This is a genomic window from Achromobacter spanius (genome assembly GCF_002966795.1).
GTDB lineage: Bacteria > Pseudomonadota > Gammaproteobacteria > Burkholderiales > Burkholderiaceae_B > Achromobacter > Achromobacter spanius_D.
This window is the reverse complement of the sequence record NZ_CP023270.1, coordinates 4705039-4726536: the sequence shown is the minus strand read 5'-3', so window position 1 is coordinate 4726536 and position 21498 is coordinate 4705039. Positions and strand designations below refer to the sequence as shown.

Sequence of the window (21498 nt, the reverse complement as noted above, 5' to 3'; positions counted from 1 at the left end):
ATGGCCGAACAAGATCGCCTTCCGCATGACCACGCCGCGCGCGCGGCGGCGCTCGATCCCGCGCGCTCCTTCCTGGTCCAGGCGCCGGCGGGGTCGGGCAAAACCGAGCTCCTGACCGACCGCATCCTGGCCCTGCTGGCCACGGTGAACCGGCCCGAAGAAATCGTCGCCATCACCTTCACGCGCAAGGCCGCCTCCGAGATGCACGCGCGCGTGCTGAGCAAGCTGCGCCGCGGCCTGGACGCGCCGCCCGAAGCCGCCCACGAACGCCGCAGCTGGGACCTCGCCCGCGCCGCGCTCGCGCGCAATGCCGAACAAGGCTGGCATCTGCTCGAGCATCCCGCGCGTCTTGCCATCCGCACCATCGACTCGTTCTGCGCGGGGCTGGTGCGCAGCATGCCGTGGCTGTCCGAGCTGGGCGGCATGCCGGACATCACGGACGACGCGCGCTCGCACTACGAGGCCGCGGCGCGCGCCACGCTGGATCTTGCCGACGACTACGAGGCCGTGCGCATCCTGCTGCGTCACCTGGACGTCGACGTGCAGGCCGCCAAGGACGCCATCGCCGACATGCTGGGCCAGCGCGATCAATGGCTGCCGCTCTTGCGCCACGGCTCCGACCGCGAGGCCATGGAGGCCACGTTGGCCGAGGCCATCGGCGAAGACCTCGATGCCCTGTGCGCCGCCATGCCCTACGGCTGGTGCGAATCGCTAAGCGGCCCGGCGCGTCTTGCCGCCGCCAACCTGCAGGACGGCGAAGACGAGAACAAGCTGGCCGCATTGCTGGACTGGACTGAAGAGCTGCAGCCCGACGCCGAACTGCTGAACGCCTGGCGCGCCGTGGCGCATCTGCTGCTGACCGGCACGGGCTCGTTGCGCAAGACCGTCAACAAGAACCTGGGCTTCCCCGCCAAATGCGCGCACAAGGAACCTTTCGTCGCCTGGCTTGAAGGCGCCGACGCGCAAGGCGCGTGGGTGCGCCGCCTGCACGCGGTCCGCGATATCCCCGCACCGCATTTCACCGATGCGCAGTGGGAGGTGCTGGGCGCGCAGCTCATGACGCTTGCGCTCGCCGTGGCACAGCTGCGCCTGCGCTTTGCCGACAAGGGCGAGGTGGACTTCATCGAGATCGCCCAGCGCGCCGCCGCCGCATTGGGCAGCGCCGACGATCCCGGCGAACTGCTGCTCAAGCTGGACGCCTCGATCCGCCATCTGCTCATCGACGAATTCCAGGACACCAGCCAGACGCAGCTCGACCTGCTGCGCACGCTCACCGCAGGCTGGCAGTCCGGCGACGGCCGCAGCCTTTTTCTGGTGGGCGACCCGATGCAATCGATCTACCGCTTCCGCAAGGCAGAGGTCGGCCTGTTCCTGGAAGTGGCCGACGTCGGCGTGGGCGAGGTCAAGCCAGACTTCCTGAACCTCACGGACAACTTCCGATCGCAAGCCGGCATCGTGGACTGGGTGAACCAGTCGTTCGTCGACCTGCTGCCCCGGCGCAGCGATGCCGCCGCAGGCGCCATCGCCTACAGCCCGTCCACCGCCTTCCATCCGGCCTTGCCCGACCCCGCCGTGCGCTTTCACCCCGCGTGGTCACGCGAGGGCGCGCCGCCCGCCGAAGAACAGGCCGAGGACATCGCGGTGGAGCTGGTGCGCCAGGCGCTGATCGACCACAAGGGGGCCAAGCACCCCGTCGCCATTCTCGTGCGCGCCCGCAGCCACCTCGGCAATCTCACGCGCCGGCTGGCACAGGAAGGCATCCGTTCCCGCGCAGTCGACCTGGTGCCGCTGGCGCTGCGTCCCGTCGTGGCCGATCTGGTCCAACTCGTGCGCGCCCTGTCGCATCCGGCGGACCGCCTCGCCTGGCTGTCCGTGCTGCGCGCGCCGTACTGCGGCCTGACGCTCACGTCTCTGCAGCGCCTGTTCGGCGACGATCACATCACGCCGGTGCCCGTGTTGCTGGAACGCGCCTTGCGCATCACCCCACAGCCCAGCGCCACGGCAACCGCTGTGTCGGCAGGCCCGCAAGCGTCGCTTTTTGACGCGCCGGCGCCAGAACCCGAATCGCCCTCCGCGCAAACCGTGCTCAGCGCCGACGAATTCGCGCGCCTGCGCCAAGTGGCCTCCATCCTGCTCGACAAGCGCAATGCATCCGGCGCGATCCCGTTCGCGGCATGGGTGGAATCGCTGTGGCGCCGCCTGGGCGGATCGGGCCTCTACGCCGGCCTGTCCGTTGCCAACGATGCAGAAAGCCTGTTCCAACTGGTCGAGCGCCTGGCGCCGCACGGCAACATCGACGTGGCCGCGCTGGACGCCGGCATCTCCCGCCTGTTCGCAGCGCCCGACGCCGCCGACGAAGACGAAGGCGCGGTCGAGATCATGACCATGCACAAGTCCAAGGGCCTGCAGTTCGAAACCGTAATCCTGTACGGCCTGCATCGCGCCCCCCGCGGCGACCAGGCGCCTTTGGTGCGTTTCGAACAAAGCGGCGGCCGCGTCCTGTTCGGCCCGGTCAAACCCCGCGCCGAAACCGAGGCAGACCCCGTCTCGCGCTACCTCGGCGCCCGCGAAGCCCGCCGCGCCTCGTACGAAATCGACCGCCTCCTCTACGTCGCAGCCACAAGAGCCCGCAAGCGCCTGCACCTGGTGGGACACGTCTCGATCGACGACGCCACCGGCCAGGCCAAGAACCCGCCCGCAGCCAGCCTGCTCGGCCGCCTGTGGCCATGCCTGACCCCACCCGTCCCGCCGTCGCTGAACGGCGAGCCGGTAGAAGAGGAGGGCGACGCCCCCGAATGGCAAGGAGAACCCCTGCGCCGCATCGACAGCGCGGGCCTGACCCAACTGCAACGCCAATCGAACATCACCATGAGCGCCGGCTTCGCGACAGCAACGCGCGGCGCCTGGGGCGAGGCCGCCGAACATCCCGCCTGGCAACTGGAAGCCGGCTACGACGCCGCCATCGGCACCTTGGCCCACGCCTGGCTGGCCCGCATCGGCCAGGACGGCGTACAAGCCTGGCCTCCCGAAGCCCTGACGCCCCGCCTACCCGCCATGCGCCGCCAGCTAACCCGCGCCGGCATCCCCGCCAGCCAAGCCGACGCAGCCGCCGAAGCCGTCCTGGAAACCCTCCAAGCCACCCTCGCAGACGACCGCGGCCTCTGGCTCCTATCCCAATCCGGCGCCCGCCGAGAATGGCCCCTCATTGACGCAGCAGGCAAAGTGTCAGTCATCGACCTGGCCCTAAGCACCGAAGACGGCTGGCTAATCGTCGATTACAAGACAGGCCGCCCCCACCCCGGCGAATCACCACCCGCCTTCGCCACCCGCATGCGCCAACGCCATGGCGAACAGTTACAGCGTTACTGCACCCAGGTCACCGCCCTAGACGGCCGCAGCGCCCGAGCCGCCCTGTACTTCCCCCGCGCCAAAGCGTGGATAGACCTGACGGAATAAAAGCACAAGGCAAAGCACGCAAAGCAGGCAAAGCGAAGTGAGCAAGGCAAAGCGAAGCGAGCCAGCAAAGCAGGCAAAGCGAAGCGAGCAAGGCAAAGCGAAGCGAGAGTAAGGCAAAGCGAAGCGAGCCGAAGGGGGCAAGCGAAGCGAGACCCCACCCCCTCCCCCTCGGGGGGAGGGCCGGGGAGGGGGCCCACATTCTGCCCCCGGGGCCCGCCAGCCGAGAGGCTAGCGAGCGCGCGAAGCGCAGCTCTGCTAGAATCTCGGCTGGCGGGCCCCTTCGCATGGTTCGACGGTGAACCTGGTCAGGTCGGGAACGAAGCAGCCATAGTCGTTTAGGGTCAGTGCCGGAGTAAGGCTCGCCAACCGGATTCTTCAAAGCAGTAGCGTTTGCTACATCGCTTTCATAGGGGACGGGGTTATTTTCCAAGGATTCGTTCCACGGGAATAAGCCCGTCCCCTTTGCATTCCAGCCCGCTCGATCAACGGGTTCAACAATCAGGCTCTACAATCCAGCCATGACTTATCTGGTATTGGCCCGCAAGTGGCGGCCGCGATCGTTCGATACCCTGGTGGGACAGGATCACGTGGTGCGCGCGCTTACCCATGCGCTCGACACGCAACGCCTGCATCACGCCTGGCTGTTCACCGGCACCCGAGGCGTCGGCAAGACCACGCTCTCGCGCATCCTGGCCAAATCGCTCAATTGCGAAACCGGCATCACCTCCAAGCCCTGTGGCGTCTGCCGCGCCTGCACCGAGATCGATTCGGGCCGCTTCGTCGACTACCTTGAGCTGGATGCCGCGTCCAACCGTGGCGTCGAGGAAATGACGCAGCTGCTGGAGCAGGCGGTCTACGCGCCGGGCGCGGGACGCTTCAAGGTCTACATGATCGACGAAGTCCACATGCTGACCGGGCACGCGTTCAACGCCATGCTCAAGACGCTGGAAGAGCCGCCCCCGCACGTCAAATTCATCCTGGCCACCACCGATCCGCAGAAGATACCGGTGACGGTTTTGTCGCGCTGCCTGCAATTCAATCTGAAGCAGATGCCGGCCGACTCCATCGTGGGCCATCTTCAGGCCGTGCTCGGCCAGGAAGACGTGGGCTTTGAAATTCCGGCCTTGCGCTTGATCGGGCAGGCTGCGTCGGGCTCGATGCGCGACGCCTTGTCGCTGACCGATCAGGCCATCGCCTACAGCGCGGGCAACCTCACCGAGGACGCCGTGCGCGGCATGCTCGGCACCATCGACCAACGCCACCTGGTTCGCCTGCTCGATGCCCTGGCTTCGAGCGATGCGAAGGGCGTGCTGGCCGTGGCCGACGAACTCGCCATCCGCGGACTGTCGTATGCCGGTGCGCTGGCCGACCTGGCCGTGCTGCTCTCGCGCGTGGCGATCGAGCAGCGCGTGACGGGTGTCACGGCCGCCGAAGATCCGCTGGCCGCCGACATCGCCCGTCTGGCGCAGGCGCTCCATCCGGACGCCGTGCAACTGTTCTACTCCGTCGCCGTGCACAGCCGCGGCGAACTGACGCTGGCGCCCGACGAATACGCGGGCTTCATCATGGCGTGCCTGCGCATGCTGGCGCTCAACGGCGATGCCGGCCCGCAGACCGCGCTGGAAGCGCCCGCCGCGCCTGCGCGTCAGACTGCGGAACCCGCTGCCGCGATCGCCGCGCCTGCCGTCGCAGCACCTACGGGCGCGGGTCAGCCTGCCGCGGCCGCGCCGGACGCCGGCGTGGTCGCTCCCCCAGCGTCCGGCGCATCGGTAAACCAGGGCGAGGCCGTCAATGCTTCGGCGGGCAACGCCGCCGCGGACAATGCTTCGGACAACGAAGCACCGGCATCCGCATCAGTATCAGCATCCGCGTCCACATCAGCGTCCGCCTCCGCGTCCGTTGGCGCTTCGTCGGAATCTTCCGCCGCCGCGCCTGCGCAACCCGCCGCCGTCGCACCGTCGCAATCGCCTGCCGCGCCCGTCCCGCAATCCGCAGACAGCAGCAACGTTCCTCCTTGGGAAGACCTGCCGCCAGACGCCGCGAATGCAACTGCGCGCGTAGCGACATCCGATGCCCCGACGAACAACGCAGCGGCACACGCCGTAACGGCCGCCGACGTATCGACGCCTGACGCATCGACCCCTGCCGCAGCGACCCCTGCCGCATCGACCCCCGACGCCGCAACGCCGCAGGCGCCGTCCGCCAAACCGCAGGGCGCCGCTGCCCTGGCCGTGACACCGGCCGCCGCAGCGATCGCCCCGGCGTTGGAAGACGCCGACGGTCCGCCGTCCTGGGTCGACGAAGAAATCCCCTTTGAAGCCGAAGGCGGGTTCATCCCCGACAGCGGCTTCACGTCCGATCCGGACGACGATTTCGAAACGCTGGCCACATCGCCCTCGGCGTCGCCCGCACCCGCACCGTCCGCCGCCCGCCGCGATGGCCCCGCGCCGGCGCGCAAGCGCCAGTCGCGTGCGCCTCGCCTGACGGACATGGACTCGACGTCCTGGCCCGAGCTGGCCGCACGCCTGCCCGTGACGGGCCTGGCCTCGGAACTGGCGCGTCAGAGCGAATGGGCCGGCGTGCAGGGCGATGCCATCATCCTGCGCGTGGCCGTCAAGACGTTGGCCGAAAGCGAAAGCCGCGTGCGGCTGCAAACTGTCCTGTGCGAACATTTCGGGCAGGGCATCCGTCTGGACGTGCAGGTCGGCGTCACCGGCGACGCCACGGCGTTTGCCGTGGCTCAGGCCGAGAGCGCGGCGCGCCAGCTGGCGGCTGAAAACGCCGTGGCCGACGATCCCTTTGTACAAGCGCTGCTGGCGGACTTCGGCGGCCATGTCGTCGCTGGCTCGATCCGCCACGTTGATTCAGCGGCCGCCGCCTGACGCGGCGGCCAACCTCATTCCCCTCGTTCAAGGAAGCTCCCATCATGATGAAAGGACAACTCGCCGGCCTGATGCGCCAAGCGCAGCAGATGCAGGAAAACATGAAGAAGGCGCAGGACGCGCTGGCCGACATCCAGGTCGATGGCGCCTCGGGCGGCGGTCTGGTGAAGGTCACGATGACCTGCCGCCACGACGTCAAGCGCGTCGAGATCGATCCGTCGCTGCTGGCCGACGACAAGGACATGCTGGAAGATCTGGTCGCCGCCGCGTTCAACGACGCGCTGCGCAAGGCTGAAGCGACGTCCCAGGAAAAGATGGCGTCCGTCACCGCCGGCATGCCGCTGCCCCCGGGCATGAAGCTGCCGTTCTGATTGTCGCTGCCGTAGGCTGCAATGGATCCCTTACTGCCCGAACCCGAACCCCTCGTCTCGCTGATCGAAGCGCTACGGCGCCTGCCTGGCGTGGGCGTGCGGTCGGCCAGACGCATGGCATATCACCTGTTGCAGCATGATCCGCAAGGCGCAGACATGCTGGGGCGGGCGCTCGCCGGCGCGGTGCGGGATCTGAAGCACTGCGCGCGCTGCAACAGCTTCTCTGAAGACGAGGTCTGCGCCACCTGCTCCAATGTCAAGCGCGATCCCTCGCTGCTGTGCATCGTGGAAACGCCGGCCGACCAGAACATGATCGAGTCCAGCCACGGCTACCGTGGCCTGTACTACGTGCTCATGGGCCGGGTCGCGCCGCTGGAAGGCATCGGCCCGCGCGAGCTGGATTTCGAGCGCGTGATCAAGCGCGCGACCGACGGCGTGGTGCAGGAGGTCATCCTGGCCACCAACTTCACCGCCGAAGGCGAGACCACCGCGCATTTCCTGGGCGAGGCCCTGGGCGAGCGCGGCCTGCGCGTCACGCGCCTGGCGCGCGGCGTGCCCGCCGGCAGCGAGCTTGAATACGTCGACGCCGGCACCATCGCCTGGGCTCTGATGGAGCGCAAGACCACCTGACGCTCGCGGTACCAGAACGCCCGCCGGCAACGCATCGGCCGGGCATCCAATGTGAGGAAGACAAACCATGTCAGCGCTGACCGGACTGAAAGTCCTGGAACTCGGCACGCTCATCGCCGGCCCGTTCGCCGCGCGCATCTTCGGCGAATTCGGCGCCGACGTCATCAAGGTGGAGACCCCGCACGGGCCGGACGGCACGGGCGGCGGCGATCCCATCCGCAGCTGGCGCCATCTGCACGAGGGCAATTCCCTGTGGTGGACGGTGCAGGCCCGCAACAAGCAATCCATCGCGCTCAACCTGAAGGACCCGCGTGCCCAGGAGATCGCCCGCAAGCTGGCGCTGGACGCCGATGTGGTGGTCGAGAACTACCGCCCGGGCGTCCTGGAAAAGTGGGGGCTCGGCTTTGAGCAGCTGCGCGCCATCAATCCCGCGCTCATCATGGTCCGCCTGTCCGGCTACGGCCAGACGGGGCCGATGAAGGATCAGCCTGGCTTCGGCGCCATCGGTGAATCCATGGGCGGCCTGCGCTATGTGTCGGGCCACCCCGACCGCCCGCCGCTGCGGGTCGGCATCTCCATCGGCGATTCCATCGCGGCGTTGCATGGCGTGATCGGCGCGATGATGGCGCTGCGCCACCGCGACGCCACCGGCGGCCGCTGGAACGGCAAGACGGGCGGCGAGTGCCAGGCGGGGCAGGGCCAGATGGTTGACGTGGCGCTCTACGAAGCCGTCTTCAACATGATGGAAAGCCTGGTCCCGGAGTACGACGTGGCCGGCGTGGTGCGCGAGCGCACCGGCGGCGCGCTGCCCGGCATCGTGCCCTCCAACACCTACACCACGCGCGATGGCCAGAACATCGTCATCGCCGGCAATGGCGACGCGATCTTTCATCGCCTGATGCGAGCGATCGGCCGCGATGATCTGGCCGAGGATCCGGATCTGGTGCGCAACGATGGCCGCGCGCGGCGCGTACAGGAAATCGACGGCGCGATCCAGCAATGGTGCGATGGACGCGGCATCGAAGCGGCGCTCGAAGCCCTGAAACGCGCCGACGTGCCGGTCGGCAAGATCTACAGCGTGGCCGACATGTTCAGCGATCCGCAGTTCCTTGCGCGCCGCATGATCGAGCAGCACCGCCTGGCCGACGGCAGTCCCGTCAAGCTGCCGGGCGTGGTTCCCAAACTGTCGGAGACGCCCGGCCAGACGCGCTGGGTGGGCCCGGAATTAGGGGAACATACCGAGGAAGTCCTGAAATCGCTGGGGTATGATTCAGCGGCTATCGACGAGCTGGCGAAGACCGGCGCTATCGGAATATCCGACAACCAGGAGACAAAGCAATGACAGTCACACGCCGTGAACTGCTCAAGATCGCCGGCGCCGCCGGCGTCATGAGCATGGCCCCTGCCATCGTGCGCGCGCAGAAGCTTGAAAAGACCAAGGTCCAGATCGCAGTCGGCGGCAAGCCGCTGATCTATTACCTCCCGCTGACGATCGCCGAGGTGCGCGGTTACTTCAAGGACGAAGGGCTGGACGTCAGCATCGCGGACTTTGCCGGCGGCTCCAAGGCCCTGCAGGCCGTGGTGGGCGGCAGCGCCGACGTGGTCTCGGGCGCCTTCGAGCACACGCTGTCCATGCACTCGAAGGGTCAGGCGTATCGCGCCTTCGTGCTGCAAGGCCGCGCGCCGATGATCGGCGTGGGCGTCTCCAAGAAGAACATCCCTGGCTACAAAGGCGCGGCCGACCTGAAGGGCAAGAAGATCGGCGTGACCGCGCCGGGCTCCTCCACCAACATGGTTGTCAGCTTCTTCCTTGCCAAGCATGGCCTGAAGGCGTCTGACGTGTCCTTCATCGGCGTGGGCGCCGGCGCGGGCGCGGTGACTGCCGTGCGCAGCGGCCAGATCGACGCCATCTCCAACACGGACCCGGTGGTCTCGATGCTGGAATTGCCCGGCGACATCCAGATCATCGTCGACACGCGCACGCTCAAGGACACGCAGGAAATCTTCGGCGGCAACATGCCCGCCGGCTGCCTGTATGCGCCGCAGACGTTCATCGACGCCAACCCCAACACCGTCCAGGCGCTGACCAACGCAATCGTGCGCGCCGACAAGTGGATTCAAAAGGCCGGCCCCGAGGAAATCGCCAAGGTCGTGCCCGAAACCTACTTGCTGGGCGACCCGGCCATCTACAAGGCCGCGCTCGGCAAGAGCATGGAAGGCCTGTCGCCGGACGGCATGATTCCCGAAGATGGCGCGGCCACCGCGCTCAAGGCGCTGGCCGCCTACCAGGCTGACTTCAACGGCTCGAAGGTCGATCCGTCGAAGGTGTGGACCAACGATTTCGCGCGCCGCGCCAACGAGAAGTATGCCAATGGCTGAAGCCGCGCTGTCGCTGGAAAACATAAGTTGCACCTTTGTCTCGCGTGACGACCGGTCGCAGCGCTACACCGCGGTCAGCGACACGACCCTGGCCATCGCGCCAGGCGAGTTCGTGTCCGTGGTGGGCCCGACCGGTTGCGGCAAGTCCACGTTGCTCAACGTCAGCGCTGGCCTGTTGGCGCCGTCGTCGGGGCAGGTGAAGGTCTTTGGCCAGCCGCTGGTTGGCATCAACGAACGTGCGGGCTACATGTTCCAGGGCGAGGCGCTTCTCCCCTGGCGCAGTGCGCTGGACAACGTCATCGCCGGCCTGGAATTCGCCAACGTGCCCCGCGCCGAGGCGTTGGACCGTGGACGTGAGTGGATGCGCCGGGTCGGCCTCGGCGGTTTCGAGGGCCGCTATCCGCACCAGATGTCGGGCGGCATGCGCAAGCGCGCCATGCTGGCGCAGACGCTGATCCGCGACCCCGACATCATCCTCATGGACGAACCGTTCTCGGCGCTGGACATCCAGACGCGCCAGCTCATGGAGAACGAGGTCCTGGACCTGTGGATGGCCAAACGCAAGGCGGTACTGTTCATCACCCATGACCTGGACGAAGCCATCGCCATGAGCGATCGCGTTATCGTGCTGTCCGCCGGTCCGGGCACCCATCCCATCGGAGAATTTGCCATCGATCTGCCGCGTCCGCGCGACGTGGCCGAAGTGCGCATCGACCCGCGTTTCGTCGAACTGCACGCCGCCATCTGGGGTGTGCTGCGCGAGGAAGTGCTCAAGGGCTATGCCCAACAGAAGCGAGCCTGAACCATGGCCAAACTGAACAAATCCGGTTCCGGCAGCCTGCGCGTCTGGCAATTGCTGCTTCTCGTCATCATCCTGGCCGTCTGGCATTTTGCGTCTCGCGATCCGAAGGTCGCCTTCTTCTTTGGCGAACCGCTGAAGGTGTGGGGGCGCATCTGGGCGTGGTTCGTCACCAACGCCGACATCTACAACCACCTGGCCGTGACGCTGACCGAAACCGTGCTGGCGTTCTTCATCGGCACGATCGCGGGCCTGGCCTTCGGCTTGTGGCTGGGGCTGTCGCCGCGCGCCAGCGCAATCCTGGATCCCTACATCAAGGCGGCCAATTCAATGCCGCGCGTCATCCTGGCGCCCATCTTCGGCATGTGGTTCGGCCTGGGCATCTGGTCCAAGGTGGCGCTGGCCGTGACGCTGGTGTTCTTCATCGTGTTCTTCAACGTCTACCAGGGCGTGCGCGAAGTCAGCCCCACCTTGCTGGACAACGCCCGCATGCTGGGCGCGCGCAAGCGCCAGTTGCTGCGCCATGTGTACCTGCCGTCGGCGACAAGCTGGGTGTTTTCCAGCCTGCACACCTCGGTGGGTCTGGCGTTTGTGGGGGCGGTCGTCGGCGAATACCTGGGTTCGGCAAGCGGCGTCGGTTACCTGATCCTGCAGGCCGAAGGCACGTTCGACGTGAACACCGTCTTTGCCGGCATCATCGTGCTGACGGCCTTTGCGTTGATCCTGGACACCATTGTCGGGGTCGGCGAGAAGCGCCTGATGAAGTGGCAGCCCAAGTCGGGCGAAACCGAAAAGCTGTAATCCACCTTGCGGCGCGCTGCCGGGCTCAGGCCCGCAGCGCGCCCTGGCTGCGCAACCAGCCGGTCAGGCTGTCGAAGGCGTCGCGGGCGCCCTGCAGGGCCTGTGCTTCGCGGCCGAGCGCGCCGGCCTCGCTGTCCAGGTACAGCAGAAATTCCTTCCACAACGGTCCCACCTGGTCGCCGTACCCGTGCAAGTAGCGCTGGGGCAGATCCGGCGCCACCGCTTGCAGACGCTTGGCCAGGAACCGGCCGCCCAGCTGCGAACCCTCGACAACGTACGCGACGCCCAGTGCATAGGCGTCCGCCTTTGCTACCTGCGGCGAATGTTCGCAATGAACGATGGATGCGGCATCGCCCGCCGCGTTCAGGTCTTCGTGCAGCCAGACGGTCTTGCCGGCCCGCTCACGAGCACGCAGGGATTGCGGCCAGTCCAGTTGCCAGAGCCGTTGCTCCAACGGTTCCAACCATCCCAGCAGCGCGCGCAGATAGGCCAGATAGTGGCCGCGGTCGACGTGATCTTCGGCCAGCGCCAGACCTTGATCCAGCGTTTCGTGACGTTCGCGGGTGCCTTCGCGCAGCACCTGATGGACGGGAGAAATCATGGGGCTCGTGATGGGAAGGGTTGGAGGAGACGGTTAAACCGATGTCATGACGGCGCGCGGGTTACCCCGGCAAATGCAGTGACCAGCAGCGATCCTGATGCTCCAGGCGCCAGCCCGCCGCGGCAGCAAGAAGCTCGACTTCTTGCGGATCGAAGGTCCCGGGCTGGTCCGCGGCCGGCTCGCCCTCGGGCACGCGGGCACGCCACACGCCGGGCTCGGACGCGTCCACTTCAAGGTGGGCATCCGCGGGCACCAGCGGCAAGAGGCACAACAGCCATGCCAGGACCAGATATCGCGTGCTGAACAGCGGCACGTCGGCGTGCGCCACCTGCTCGGGCCAGCGGATGCCGTGGCTCGCCAGCAGCAGGTGCGAAAACATCAGCTTGCGGCAGTCGTGCAGCAGGTCGCTGCTGGAAGTCATGGCGCCGCCATCGCTCAGCCAGCCGTCCAGCTCGCGCACCACACCCACGCTTTCGTCGAGCATGTCGGAAAGATCGCCGGCAAGCCGCTCGCAGCGCTGCTGGATGGCTTCGCCGGTGGCGCCTTCAGGCGCCTGGCGCAGCATGGCGGCGGCGAGCGACGCGCTGGACAGCGGGCCCAGGACTTCGTGGCGCAGCACGGGAAAGATCTGGCTAAGCACCTTGAGCTGCACGCCCTTCACGGCCAGCCGGCCAAGGGTGTCGGAATGAATCATGAAAGAACCGTCAATTGGCCTCGTGCAGAATGGCCAGGAGCGCGTCGGGGTCCGCGGGCTTTTCGATCCATCCGGTGAAGATGCCGTTGATGGCATCGCGTCGTTCGTGCCGTGCCAGGCCGCTCAGCGCATAGATGCGCGGCGGGTTGGCGCGTTCGCGCAGGCGCTTGGCCAGCTCGTAGCCGTCCATGTCGGGCAACAGGATGTCCAGCAGCACGGCATCCGGCGTGAACGTGTTGACCAGCTCCAGGGCTTCGGCCCCGGTGGCGGCGCACCGCGTTTCCAGGTTGGAAAGCGCCAGGAACTCGGCTAGCAGTTCCGATCCCATTTCGTTGTCGTCCACCAGCAGGACCCGCATGGCGCGCACTTCGTTCAAGTTATGTCTCCCAGATTCAAGAGGGGGTTGTTTCGGGCATGGCGCGGGGCAGCGTGACCGTGAAGATGACGAGCCCGTCGCGGCATTGGACCGCTATGTTGCCGCCGTGGTCGCGCACGACCTGTTCGGCAATGTACAGGCCCAGCCCAAGGCCGGTTCGGTTACGCGACTGGCCCACCGATTCCGGCTTGAAGGGCGAGAACAGGTGCGCGAGCACGTCTTCGGCGATCGGCCCGCCATGGTTGATGACGCTGAGCGTGATGCCGTCGCCGGATTCCGTGGCGGTCACCAGGATGGGCTGTCGCGGCGCGCCGTGCTGGCGCGCATTGCTCATCAGGTTGGTCACTACCTGCGCGATGCGATCGGTATCGGCCATGAGCGTCAGGCCGTCCGGCACGTCGGGTTCGATGCGCAGGCCGGGGTAGGCCTGGCGCTTTTCCTCGATCAGGCCATTGACCAATGCGGACAGGTCGCACAGCCGCTTTTCGATGCCCAGGCCCAGTCCACCCTGCAGGCGGGACAGGTCCAGCACCTGCGAGATCAGGCGCTGCATCCGGCCGCTGGAATAGCGGATGCGCTCGCCCATGCGCGCGCCAGTATCGGTGCGGGATAGCAGCGTCGCGGCCATGGAGATGGATTGCAGCGGGTCGCGCAGGTCGTGGCCCAGCATGGCGAGCAGCGCGGTGCGCGCGCGGTCCACGTCGGCGGCGCGGCTGGTCGAAATGTGTGAGAGCTCGTCGCGCAGGTTGTCCACGGCCTCAAGCTCGGTGGGCAGCCACGACAGGCAGACGCCGCGCACGACCTCGCGCCATGCCTCGAACGAGCCGCGCGGCGTCAGCCGCGGACCCAGCGCGCCCACTGCGTACTGCTTTTCCGGCTTGCCGCCCCATACCAGGGTTTCGATCTGTTCCTTGCGCAGCCAGATCAGCCAGCCATTGTTCATGGGGTCGAACTTGACGGCGAGCAGGCCCGCGTACGGGACGAGGTCGGTCTGCAGTTCGGGGTAGTCGCGCGCGATGTTGGTGGTGTGCACCACGCGCTGCCCGCTGTGGTCCAGCGCGTGCAGAATGCCGGCCAGTTCACCGCGCGGGGCAATGCCGCCAAAGACGGTGACACTGTTGCCCCAAAGGCAAAGCGCGGCGTCGTTCGGAACCAGCGCGGCAGGCGTCTCGTCGCCGCGCGACAGCGCCTGGTGCACGTTTTCCGATGCCGACACCTGTTCGGCCAGCAGGCTGACCAGCGCGGCGCTCTTGCGGGATTGCTCTGCCCGCTCATTCGCTTCGATGCCGGACACGGTGGCGGATACGACCTGCGCCATGGCCTCGCACGCCAGGCGGGCGGGGTAGGGTACGGCGCGCGGTGTGTGGTGATGGCAGGCGATCATGCCCCACAGGCGGCCGCCGATCACCAGCGACAGGCTCATCGATGCCCGCACGCCCATGTTCGCCATGTATTCCAGATGGATCGGCGACACGCTGCGCAGGACCGAAAAGCTCATGTCGAGCTCGCGGGGATCCGGCGACGGCGCGCTCAGCACCCGCACCGGGTGGTAAGTCGCGTCGGCGATCAGCCGCAGCGTGTTCACCGTGTACAGCCGGCGCGCCTGGGCGGGGATGTCGCCGGCGGGGTAGCGGCGGCCGACCCAGTCGTCCAGGTCCGCGCGGCGTTGTTCAGCCACGATCTCGCCGCTGTCGTCGGGATGGAAGCGATACGCCATCACCCGGTCAAAGCCCGTGGCGCGCTGAATTTCGCGCACCATGCTGTCCAGCAGGGCGGGAATGTCGCGCTGCCGCCGCACGCGCTCGATGCTGCGGTAGATGCGCTCCGGCGAGGCAATGCCAACACCGTCGGCGCGGCGTTCGAGCTCGACAATGGTCAGCCCGTCGATGTTGCGATGGCCGATCACGTCATACATGGCGCGATCCAGCGTGATGGTCAGCGGATCAAAAATGGGGTCGGAGTTTCCGAGCCAGGTGGACAGGCAATAGGCAAGACCCGGCTGCAGCGCTTCGGGCGCGCAGGGCTGGTCCAGCGTCAGGCAGGTGTCCAGAATCTGGGCGGCGTTTTCGCTGGCGTAGCGCAGTACGCCATCCGCGTCGAACGCGAGCAAAGCCCCAAGCGGCTGGATGGCGCCCGGTATGTGTATCGGTTCGCTGTCGCAGTTGGCGAGAGTGAATTGGGGGTAGGATTCTGTCGGCGCATTCATTCGTGCGGGGTACCGTAGACGCGCTGGTGTGGTGCCATTATGTCAAAGATATTGTGAGAATGTGTGCATTTGCTGCCCTCTATCCCTTTGGAGTTCGCATGGCCCGCTTGCCCTACGCTGATCTGACTCATCCCGAAGCACGGCCCCTGGTGGACCGCATCGTCGCCGAACGCGGAAGCGTGCTGCATCTGTATCAGATGCTGCTGCACAGCCCGGCCGTGGCCGGCGGCTGGTTGAATTACCTGACTTCCATTCGCCAGCTCAGTTCCTTGCCGGGCGATCTGCGTGAGCTCGTGATCATGCGGGTTGCCGCGATCAACGGTGCGCCTTACGAGGCCGACCAGCATGCGCCGATCGCCCTGAAGGAAGGCGTGTCCCAGGCGCAGCTCGATGCGCTGGACGCCTGGGAAGATTCCGACCTGTTCAGCCTGCGTGAGCGGGCGGTGCTGGCCTACACCGACGCCATGACCCGGCAAGTCCAGGTGCCCGAGCCGGTGTTTCAGGCCGCGCGAGCGGCCATGGGATCTGAAAAGCTGATCGTCGAACTGACGGCGACGGTGGCGGCCTACAACATGGTCTCGCGCTTCCTGGAAGCGCTGCAGGTGCATTCCCACGATCACCGCTAGGAGCACGGCGCGCGGCACCCGCCGCGCGCTGTGCCGTGTCAGCCGCGTTGGGCGTCGATCAGCGCATCCAGCTTGATGGCATCGGCCACGAACAGGCGAATCCCTTCGGACAACTTCTCGCTGCCCATCGCGTCGTCATTGAGCAGCGTGCGGAACGTCACTTCGTCCGCGGCGATGCGCGCAATGTCGCCGCCCGCATCGCCAGCGCGAAGCTGGGCGGGCGCGTCGCCCTCGGTGGATGCCAGCTTGTTCAGCAGGTCCGGACTGATCGTCAGCAAATCGCAACCCGACAACGCAAGGATCTGCCCCACGTTGCGGAAGCTCGCGCCCATGATCTCGGTCGGGATATCGAAGTGCTTGTAGTAGCGGTAGATATTGGTGACGGATTGAACGCCCGGGTCGCGCGCGCCCGCGTTGTCGTCTTCGACCCAGTTCGCGCCGGCCGATTTCTTGTGCCAGTCGTAGATGCGGCCGACGAAAGGCGAAATGAGCTGCACGCGCGCATCGGCGCAGGCGACCGCCTGGGGCAGCGAGAACAGCAGGGTCAGGTTGCAGCGGATGCCTTCGGCCTGCAGGGCGCGGGCGGCCTGGATGCCTTCCCACGTGGAGGCAATCTTGATCAGCACGCGCTCGCGCGGGATGCCGGCGGCCTCGTACAGGGCGATCAGGCCGCGGGCGCGCTCGATGGTGGCGCGGGTGTCAAACGACAGGCGGGCGTCGACTTCGGTCGACACGCGGCCCGGCACGATGTCCAGGATCGCGCGGCCGAAGGCGACCAGCAGGCGATCCATGAGTTCGGCGGTGGACGCGCCGCGGTGTTCCCGCGCAGTCTTTTCCAGCAGCGGGCGGTAGGCGTCCTGCTGGACGGCCTTGAGAATCAGGGACGGGTTGGTGGTCGCGTCGGTGGGACGCAACGCCTTCATGGCTTCGAAATCGCCAGTGTCGGCAACAACGGTGGTGTGGTCACGCAGGGCGTCAAGTTGGCTGGGCATGGACTTATACGACTCGCAGCTGGCTAGGGTGGAAGGTGCTGCTAGCGTATCACCGACGCTGCCTGGCCGCAGTCCGCCGCAAGGGCGAGGGGCGCTGATTGCAGGCCGCGCAATGGCGCGGCAAAACGGCCAAAAAACCCTGTTTCGGCCTTATTTGGCGCGGTTCTCCGGGAAAAACGGCCGGTCAAGGTATAATCCGAAGGTTTGATTATCGATTCTAAAACCGGGGTTTACTGTGCTGCCGCAACTCTTTCCCGAGGGGATCAACCGCTTCCCTCCTGCAATTCTGGCTCTGGCGGACGGTACCATTTTTCGAGGCGTGTCGATCGGTGCGCCTGGCCATACCGTTGCCGAAGTGGTGTTCAACACCGCGATGACCGGGTACCAGGAAATTCTCACCGATCCCAGCTATAGCGGTCAGATCGTCACGCTGACCTATCCGCACATCGGCAACACCGGCGTCAACGCCGAAGACGTGGAATCCAACCGCGTCTATGCCGCCGGCCTGGTGGTACGCGACTGCCCCGCGCGCGTGTCGAACTTCCGTTCCACGCAATCCTTGCCCGACTACCTGACCGAGCAGGGCATCGTTGCCATTTCCGGCATCGACACCCGCAAGCTCACGCGCATCCTGCGCGAAAAGGGCGCCCAGGGCGCATGCATCTTCGTGGGTTCCGACGCCGAGCGCGCCGTTGAACTCGCCCGCGGCTTTCCCGGCATGGCCGGCCAGGATCTGGCCAAGGTCGTGTCCATCAAGGAAAGCACCGGCTGGACCGAAGGCACCTGGCAGCTCGAAGGCGGGTTCACGTCGCCCGACCAGTCCAAGTTCCACGTGGTCGCCTACGACTACGGCGTCAAGAGCAACATCCTGCGTCTCCTGGCCGACCGTGGCTGCCGCATCACGCTGGTGCCGGCCCAGACCAGCGCCGAAGACGTCTTCAAGCTCAATCCCGACGGCGTGTTCCTGTCCAACGGCCCCGGCGACCCCGAGCCCTGCGACTACGCCATCGACGCCACCCGTGCCTTTCTGGACAAGAAGCTGCCGGTGTTCGGCATCTGCCTGGGCCACCAGATCATGGGCCTGGCGGTGGGCGGCAAGACCGTCAAGATGAAGACGGGCCATCACGGCGCCAACCATCCGGTGCAAGACCTCGCGTCCAAGCGCGTGTTCATCACCAGCCAGAACCACGGTTTCGGTGTCGACGCTGCCAGCCTGCCCGCCAACGCGCGCGTGACGCACGTCTCGCTGTTCGACGGCACGCTGCAAGGCTTCGAGCTCACCGACCGCCCGGCCTTCTGCTTCCAGGGTCACCCCGAAGCCAGCCCGGGTCCGCACGACATCCTCGAGCTGTTCGACAAGTTCATCAGCCTGATGTCCGGCCAAAAGTAAAGACTGCATCATGCCCAAGCGTACAGACCTAAAAAGCATTCTCATCATCGGCGCCGGCCCCATCATCATCGGGCAGGCCTGCGAATTCGACTACTCCGGCGCGCAAGCTTGCAAGGCGCTCAAGGCCGAGGGCTACCGCACCATCCTGGTGAACAGCAACCCGGCCACGATCATGACGGACCCGGAAACGGCCGACGTCACCTACATCGAGCCCATCACCTGGCAAGCCGTCGAAAAAATCATCGAGCGTGAAAAGCCCGATGCGCTGCTGCCCACGATGGGCGGCCAGACCGCGCTGAACTGCGCGCTGGACCTGGCCCACCACGGCGTGCTCAAGAAGCACAACGTCGAACTCATCGGCGCCAACGAACACGCCATCGAAAAGGCCGAAGACCGCCAGAAGTTCAAGCAGGCCATGACCGACATCGGCCTGGAATCGGCCAAGTCGGGCGTTGCCCACAGCATGGACGAAGCCTGGGAAGTGCAGCGCCGTATCGCGGCCGAAGTCGGCACGTCCGGCTTCCCCGCGGTCATCCGCCCCAGCTTCACGATGGGCGGTTCGGGCGGCGGTATCGCCTACAACGCCGAAGAATTCGAGACCATCTGCCGCCGCGGCCTGGAAGCCTCGCCCACCAGCGAGCTCCTGATCGAAGAGTCGCTGCTCGGCTGGAAGGAATTCGAGATGGAAGTGGTCCGCGACAAGGCGGACAACTGCATCATCGTCTGCTCCATCGAAAACCTGGATCCGATGGGCGTCCACACGGGCGACTCCATCACCGTCGCGCCGGCCCAGACGCTGACCGACAAGGAATACCAGATCATGCGTAACGCATCGATCGCGGTGTTGCGTGAAATCGGCGTGGATACCGGCGGCTCGAACGTGCAGTTCGCCGTCAATCCCAAGAACGGCCGCATGATCGTCATCGAGATGAACCCGCGCGTGTCGCGTTCGTCGGCGCTGGCATCCAAGGCCACCGGTTTCCCCATCGCCAAGGTCGCCGCGCGCCTGGCCGTGGGCTACACGCTCGACGAGCTGCGCAACGAAATCACCGGCGGCGCCACGCCGGCTTCGTTCGAGCCCACGATCGACTACGTGGTCACCAAGGTGCCGCGTTTCGCATTCGAAAAATTCCCCACCGCCGACGCGCGCCTGACCACCCAGATGAAGTCCGTGGGTGAAGTCATGGCCATCGGCCGCACCTTCCAGGAATCGTTCCAGAAGGCGCTGCGTGGCCTGGAAGTGGGCGTCGACGGCCTGAACCAGAAGACCACCGACCGCGAGAAGCTGCAGGTCGAACTCGGCGAACCCGGTCCGGAACGCATCTGGTACGTGGGCGACGCCTTCGCGCAAGGCTTCTCGCTGGACGAAGTGCACAACATCACGCACATCGACCCGTGGTTCCTTTCGCAGATCAAGGAAATCGTCGACATCGAGCTGGCGCTCGAGCAAAAGACGCTGGCCGACCTGGATTACGCCACGCTGTTCGAACTGAAGCGCCGCGGTTTCTCCGACCGCCGCCTCGCGTTCCTGCTGGACTCGGTTGAATCCGAAGTGCGCAAGCTGCGTCACCAGCTGAACGTGCGCCCGGTCTACAAGCGCGTCGACACCTGCGCCGCCGAATTCGCCACCCGCACCGCCTACATGTACTCCACGTACGAGGAAGAGTGCGAATCCGCGCCCACCGATCGCAAGAAGATCGTGGTGCTGGGCGGTGGCCCGAACCGTATCGGCCAGGGCATTGAATTCGACTACTGCTGCGTGCATGCCGCGCTGGCGCTGCGCGACGACGGGTACGAGACCATCATGGTCAACTGCAACCCGGAAACCGTGTCCACCGACTACGACACCTCCGACCGTCTGTACTTCGAGCCGCTGACGCTCGAAGACGTGCTGGAAATCGTCCACAAGGAAAACCCGGTCGGCATGATCGTCCAGTACGGTGGCCAGACGCCGCTGAAGCTGGCGCGCGCCCTGGAAGCCAACGGCGTGCCCATCATCGGCACCAGCCCCGAATCCATCGACGTCGCCGAAGACCGCGAGCGCTTCCAGAAGCTGCTCAACAAGCTCGGCCTGCGTCAGCCGCCCAACCGCACCGCGCGCACCGAAGGCGAGGCTCTGGCCCACGCCACCGAAATCGGCTATCCGCTGGTCGTGCGTCCCAGCTACGTGCTGGGCGGCCGCGCCATGGAAATCGTGCACGAGCAGCAAGACCTCGAGCGCTACATGCGCGAGGCCGTGAAGGTCAGCAATGACTCGCCCGTGCTGCTGGACCGCTTCCTGAACAACGCCACCGAAGTCGACGTGGACTGCCTGGCCGACGGCGAAACCGTCTTCATCGGCGGCGTCATGGAACACATCGAGCAGGCCGGCGTGCACTCGGGCGACTCGGCTTGCAGCCTGCCGCCTTACTCGCTGTCGGCGGAAGTCATCGCCGAAATCAAGCGCCAGACCACCATGATGGCCAAGGCCCTGAACGTCAGCGGCCTGATGAACGTGCAGTTCGCCATCCAGGGCGGCGATGTCTACGTGCTGGAAGTGAACCCGCGCGCCTCGCGCACGGTGCCTTACGTCTCCAAGGCCACCGGCCTGCAGCTTGCCAAGATCGCCGCGCGCGCCATGGCCGGCCAGACCCTCGCCGCGCAAGGCATCACGAAGGAAGTCGTGCCGCCTTACTTCTCGGTCAAGGAAGCCGTCTTCCCGTTCGTCAAGTTCCCGGGCGTGGACACCATCCTCGGCCCGGAAATGAAGTCGACCGGCGAAGTGATGGGCGTGGGCATGAGCTTCGGCGAAGCCTTCGTGAAGTCGCAGCTTGCCGCCAGCGTGCGCCTGCCGGAATCCGGCACGGTGTTCATCAGCGTCAAGAACCAGGACAAGCCCCGTGCCGTTGAAGTGGCGCGCGGCCTGCACGCCCTGGGCTTCAAGCTGGTCGCCACGCGCGGCACGGCCGCCGAGATCGAAGCCGCCGGCATTCCGGTGCAGGTGGTCAACAAGGTCACCGAAGGCCGCCCGCACATCGTCGACATGGTCAAGAACGGCGAAATCTCGCTGGTCATCAACACTGTCGAAGAACGCCGCAACGCCATCGTCGACTCGCGCACCATCCGCACCCAGGCGCTGGCCGCCCGCGTGACCTTCTTCACGACCATCGCCGGCGCTCGCGCCGCGGTCGAAGGCATGCAGTATCTGCGCCAAGGCCTCGGCCTGCAGGTGTACCCGCTGCAAGAGCTTCACGCTTCCCTGCAGAAGTAAGCCGGCAGGTCACAATTAGGGCACGCGAAAGCGTGCCCTAATTTT

16 protein-coding genes and 1 other RNA gene are annotated in these 21498 nt (G+C 66.3%); 12 read left to right on the top strand and 5 right to left on the bottom strand.

What is annotated here, in order from left to right; all coding sequences use genetic code 11:
• The 9 genes from CLM73_RS21410 to CLM73_RS21370 all read left to right on the top strand — a co-directional run bounded on the left by CLM73_RS21410 (position 1) and on the right by CLM73_RS21370 (position 11318).
• The gene (locus tag CLM73_RS21410) at positions 1-3456 is read left to right on the top strand and encodes a UvrD-helicase domain-containing protein (RefSeq protein ID WP_105241649.1); all 3456 of its coding nucleotides are present in this window, start codon (positions 1-3) and stop codon (positions 3454-3456) included.
• A gap of 269 nt (positions 3457-3725) precedes the next feature.
• Positions 3726-3823: signal recognition particle sRNA small type (ffs, locus tag CLM73_RS21405), an RNA gene on the top strand.
• A 151-nt stretch (positions 3824-3974) separates the two neighbouring features.
• A complete protein-coding gene (dnaX, locus tag CLM73_RS21400) occupies positions 3975-6338 on the top strand; it encodes a DNA polymerase III subunit gamma/tau (protein ID WP_105240146.1) in 2364 nt (787 codons plus the stop codon).
• Positions 6339-6382: 44 nt separating this feature from the next.
• Complete coding sequence (locus tag CLM73_RS21395) at positions 6383-6709, top strand: YbaB/EbfC family nucleoid-associated protein (RefSeq protein ID WP_056570788.1); 327 nt, start codon at positions 6383-6385, stop codon at positions 6707-6709.
• Between the two features lie 21 nt (positions 6710-6730).
• Positions 6731-7339: a recombination mediator RecR gene (recR, locus tag CLM73_RS21390; protein ID WP_105240145.1), complete on the top strand. Its 609-nt coding sequence runs from the start codon at positions 6731-6733 to the stop codon at positions 7337-7339.
• Between the two features lie 67 nt (positions 7340-7406).
• Entirely contained in the window at positions 7407-8681 is a 1275-nt protein-coding gene (locus CLM73_RS21385; protein WP_105240144.1) for a CaiB/BaiF CoA transferase family protein, read from the top strand.
• Entirely contained in the window at positions 8678-9718 is a 1041-nt protein-coding gene (locus CLM73_RS21380) for an ABC transporter substrate-binding protein (RefSeq protein WP_105240143.1), read from the top strand. The genes CLM73_RS21385 and CLM73_RS21380 overlap by 4 nt, the downstream gene beginning before the upstream one ends.
• On the top strand, positions 9711-10520 hold the full coding sequence (locus CLM73_RS21375) for an ABC transporter ATP-binding protein (RefSeq protein WP_056570777.1): 810 nt from the start codon (positions 9711-9713) through the stop codon (positions 10518-10520). Before CLM73_RS21380 ends, CLM73_RS21375 begins: the two co-directional genes overlap by 8 nt.
• Positions 10521-10523: 3 nt before the next feature.
• Positions 10524-11318, top strand: a complete 795-nt coding sequence (locus CLM73_RS21370) for an ABC transporter permease (RefSeq protein ID WP_105240142.1) — start codon at positions 10524-10526, stop codon at positions 11316-11318.
• Between the two features lie 25 nt (positions 11319-11343).
• Here the strand turns inward: CLM73_RS21370 and CLM73_RS21365 are convergent, their stop codons facing one another.
• From CLM73_RS21365 to CLM73_RS21350, 4 genes are all read right to left on the bottom strand, one after another.
• Positions 11344-11919: a biliverdin-producing heme oxygenase gene (locus tag CLM73_RS21365; protein ID WP_105240141.1), complete on the bottom strand. Its 576-nt coding sequence runs from the start codon at positions 11917-11919 to the stop codon at positions 11344-11346.
• 61 nt (positions 11920-11980) lie between these two features.
• Entirely contained in the window at positions 11981-12613 is a 633-nt protein-coding gene (locus CLM73_RS21360) for a hypothetical protein (protein ID WP_105240140.1), read from the bottom strand.
• Positions 12614-12623: 10 nt separating this feature from the next.
• A complete protein-coding gene (locus tag CLM73_RS21355; protein WP_234015920.1) occupies positions 12624-12980 on the bottom strand; it encodes a response regulator in 357 nt (118 codons plus the stop codon).
• 25 nt (positions 12981-13005) lie between these two features.
• Entirely contained in the window at positions 13006-15195 is a 2190-nt protein-coding gene (locus CLM73_RS21350) for an ATP-binding protein (RefSeq protein ID WP_105240139.1), read from the bottom strand.
• 98 nt (positions 15196-15293) lie between these two features.
• Between CLM73_RS21350 and CLM73_RS21345 the strand changes: the two genes are divergently transcribed.
• Positions 15294-15821 carry a carboxymuconolactone decarboxylase family protein gene (locus CLM73_RS21345; protein WP_105240138.1) on the top strand — a complete coding sequence of 176 codons (528 nt, stop codon included), beginning with the start codon at positions 15294-15296 and terminating at the stop codon, positions 15819-15821.
• A gap of 38 nt (positions 15822-15859) precedes the next feature.
• On the opposite strand, the gene tal is transcribed toward CLM73_RS21345, so the two are convergent.
• Positions 15860-16813, bottom strand: a complete 954-nt coding sequence (gene tal, locus CLM73_RS21340; RefSeq protein ID WP_105240137.1) for a transaldolase — start codon at positions 16811-16813, stop codon at positions 15860-15862.
• 235 nt (positions 16814-17048) lie between these two features.
• On the opposite strand from tal, the gene carA reads away from it, so the two are divergent.
• A complete protein-coding gene (gene carA / locus CLM73_RS21335) occupies positions 17049-18203 on the top strand; it encodes a glutamine-hydrolyzing carbamoyl-phosphate synthase small subunit (RefSeq protein ID WP_199778184.1) in 1155 nt (384 codons plus the stop codon).
• Positions 18204-18213: 10 nt separating this feature from the next.
• The gene (carB, locus tag CLM73_RS21330) at positions 18214-21453 is read left to right on the top strand and encodes a carbamoyl-phosphate synthase large subunit (protein WP_105240136.1); all 3240 of its coding nucleotides are present in this window, start codon (positions 18214-18216) and stop codon (positions 21451-21453) included.
• The last annotated feature ends 45 nt before the right edge of the window (positions 21454-21498 follow it).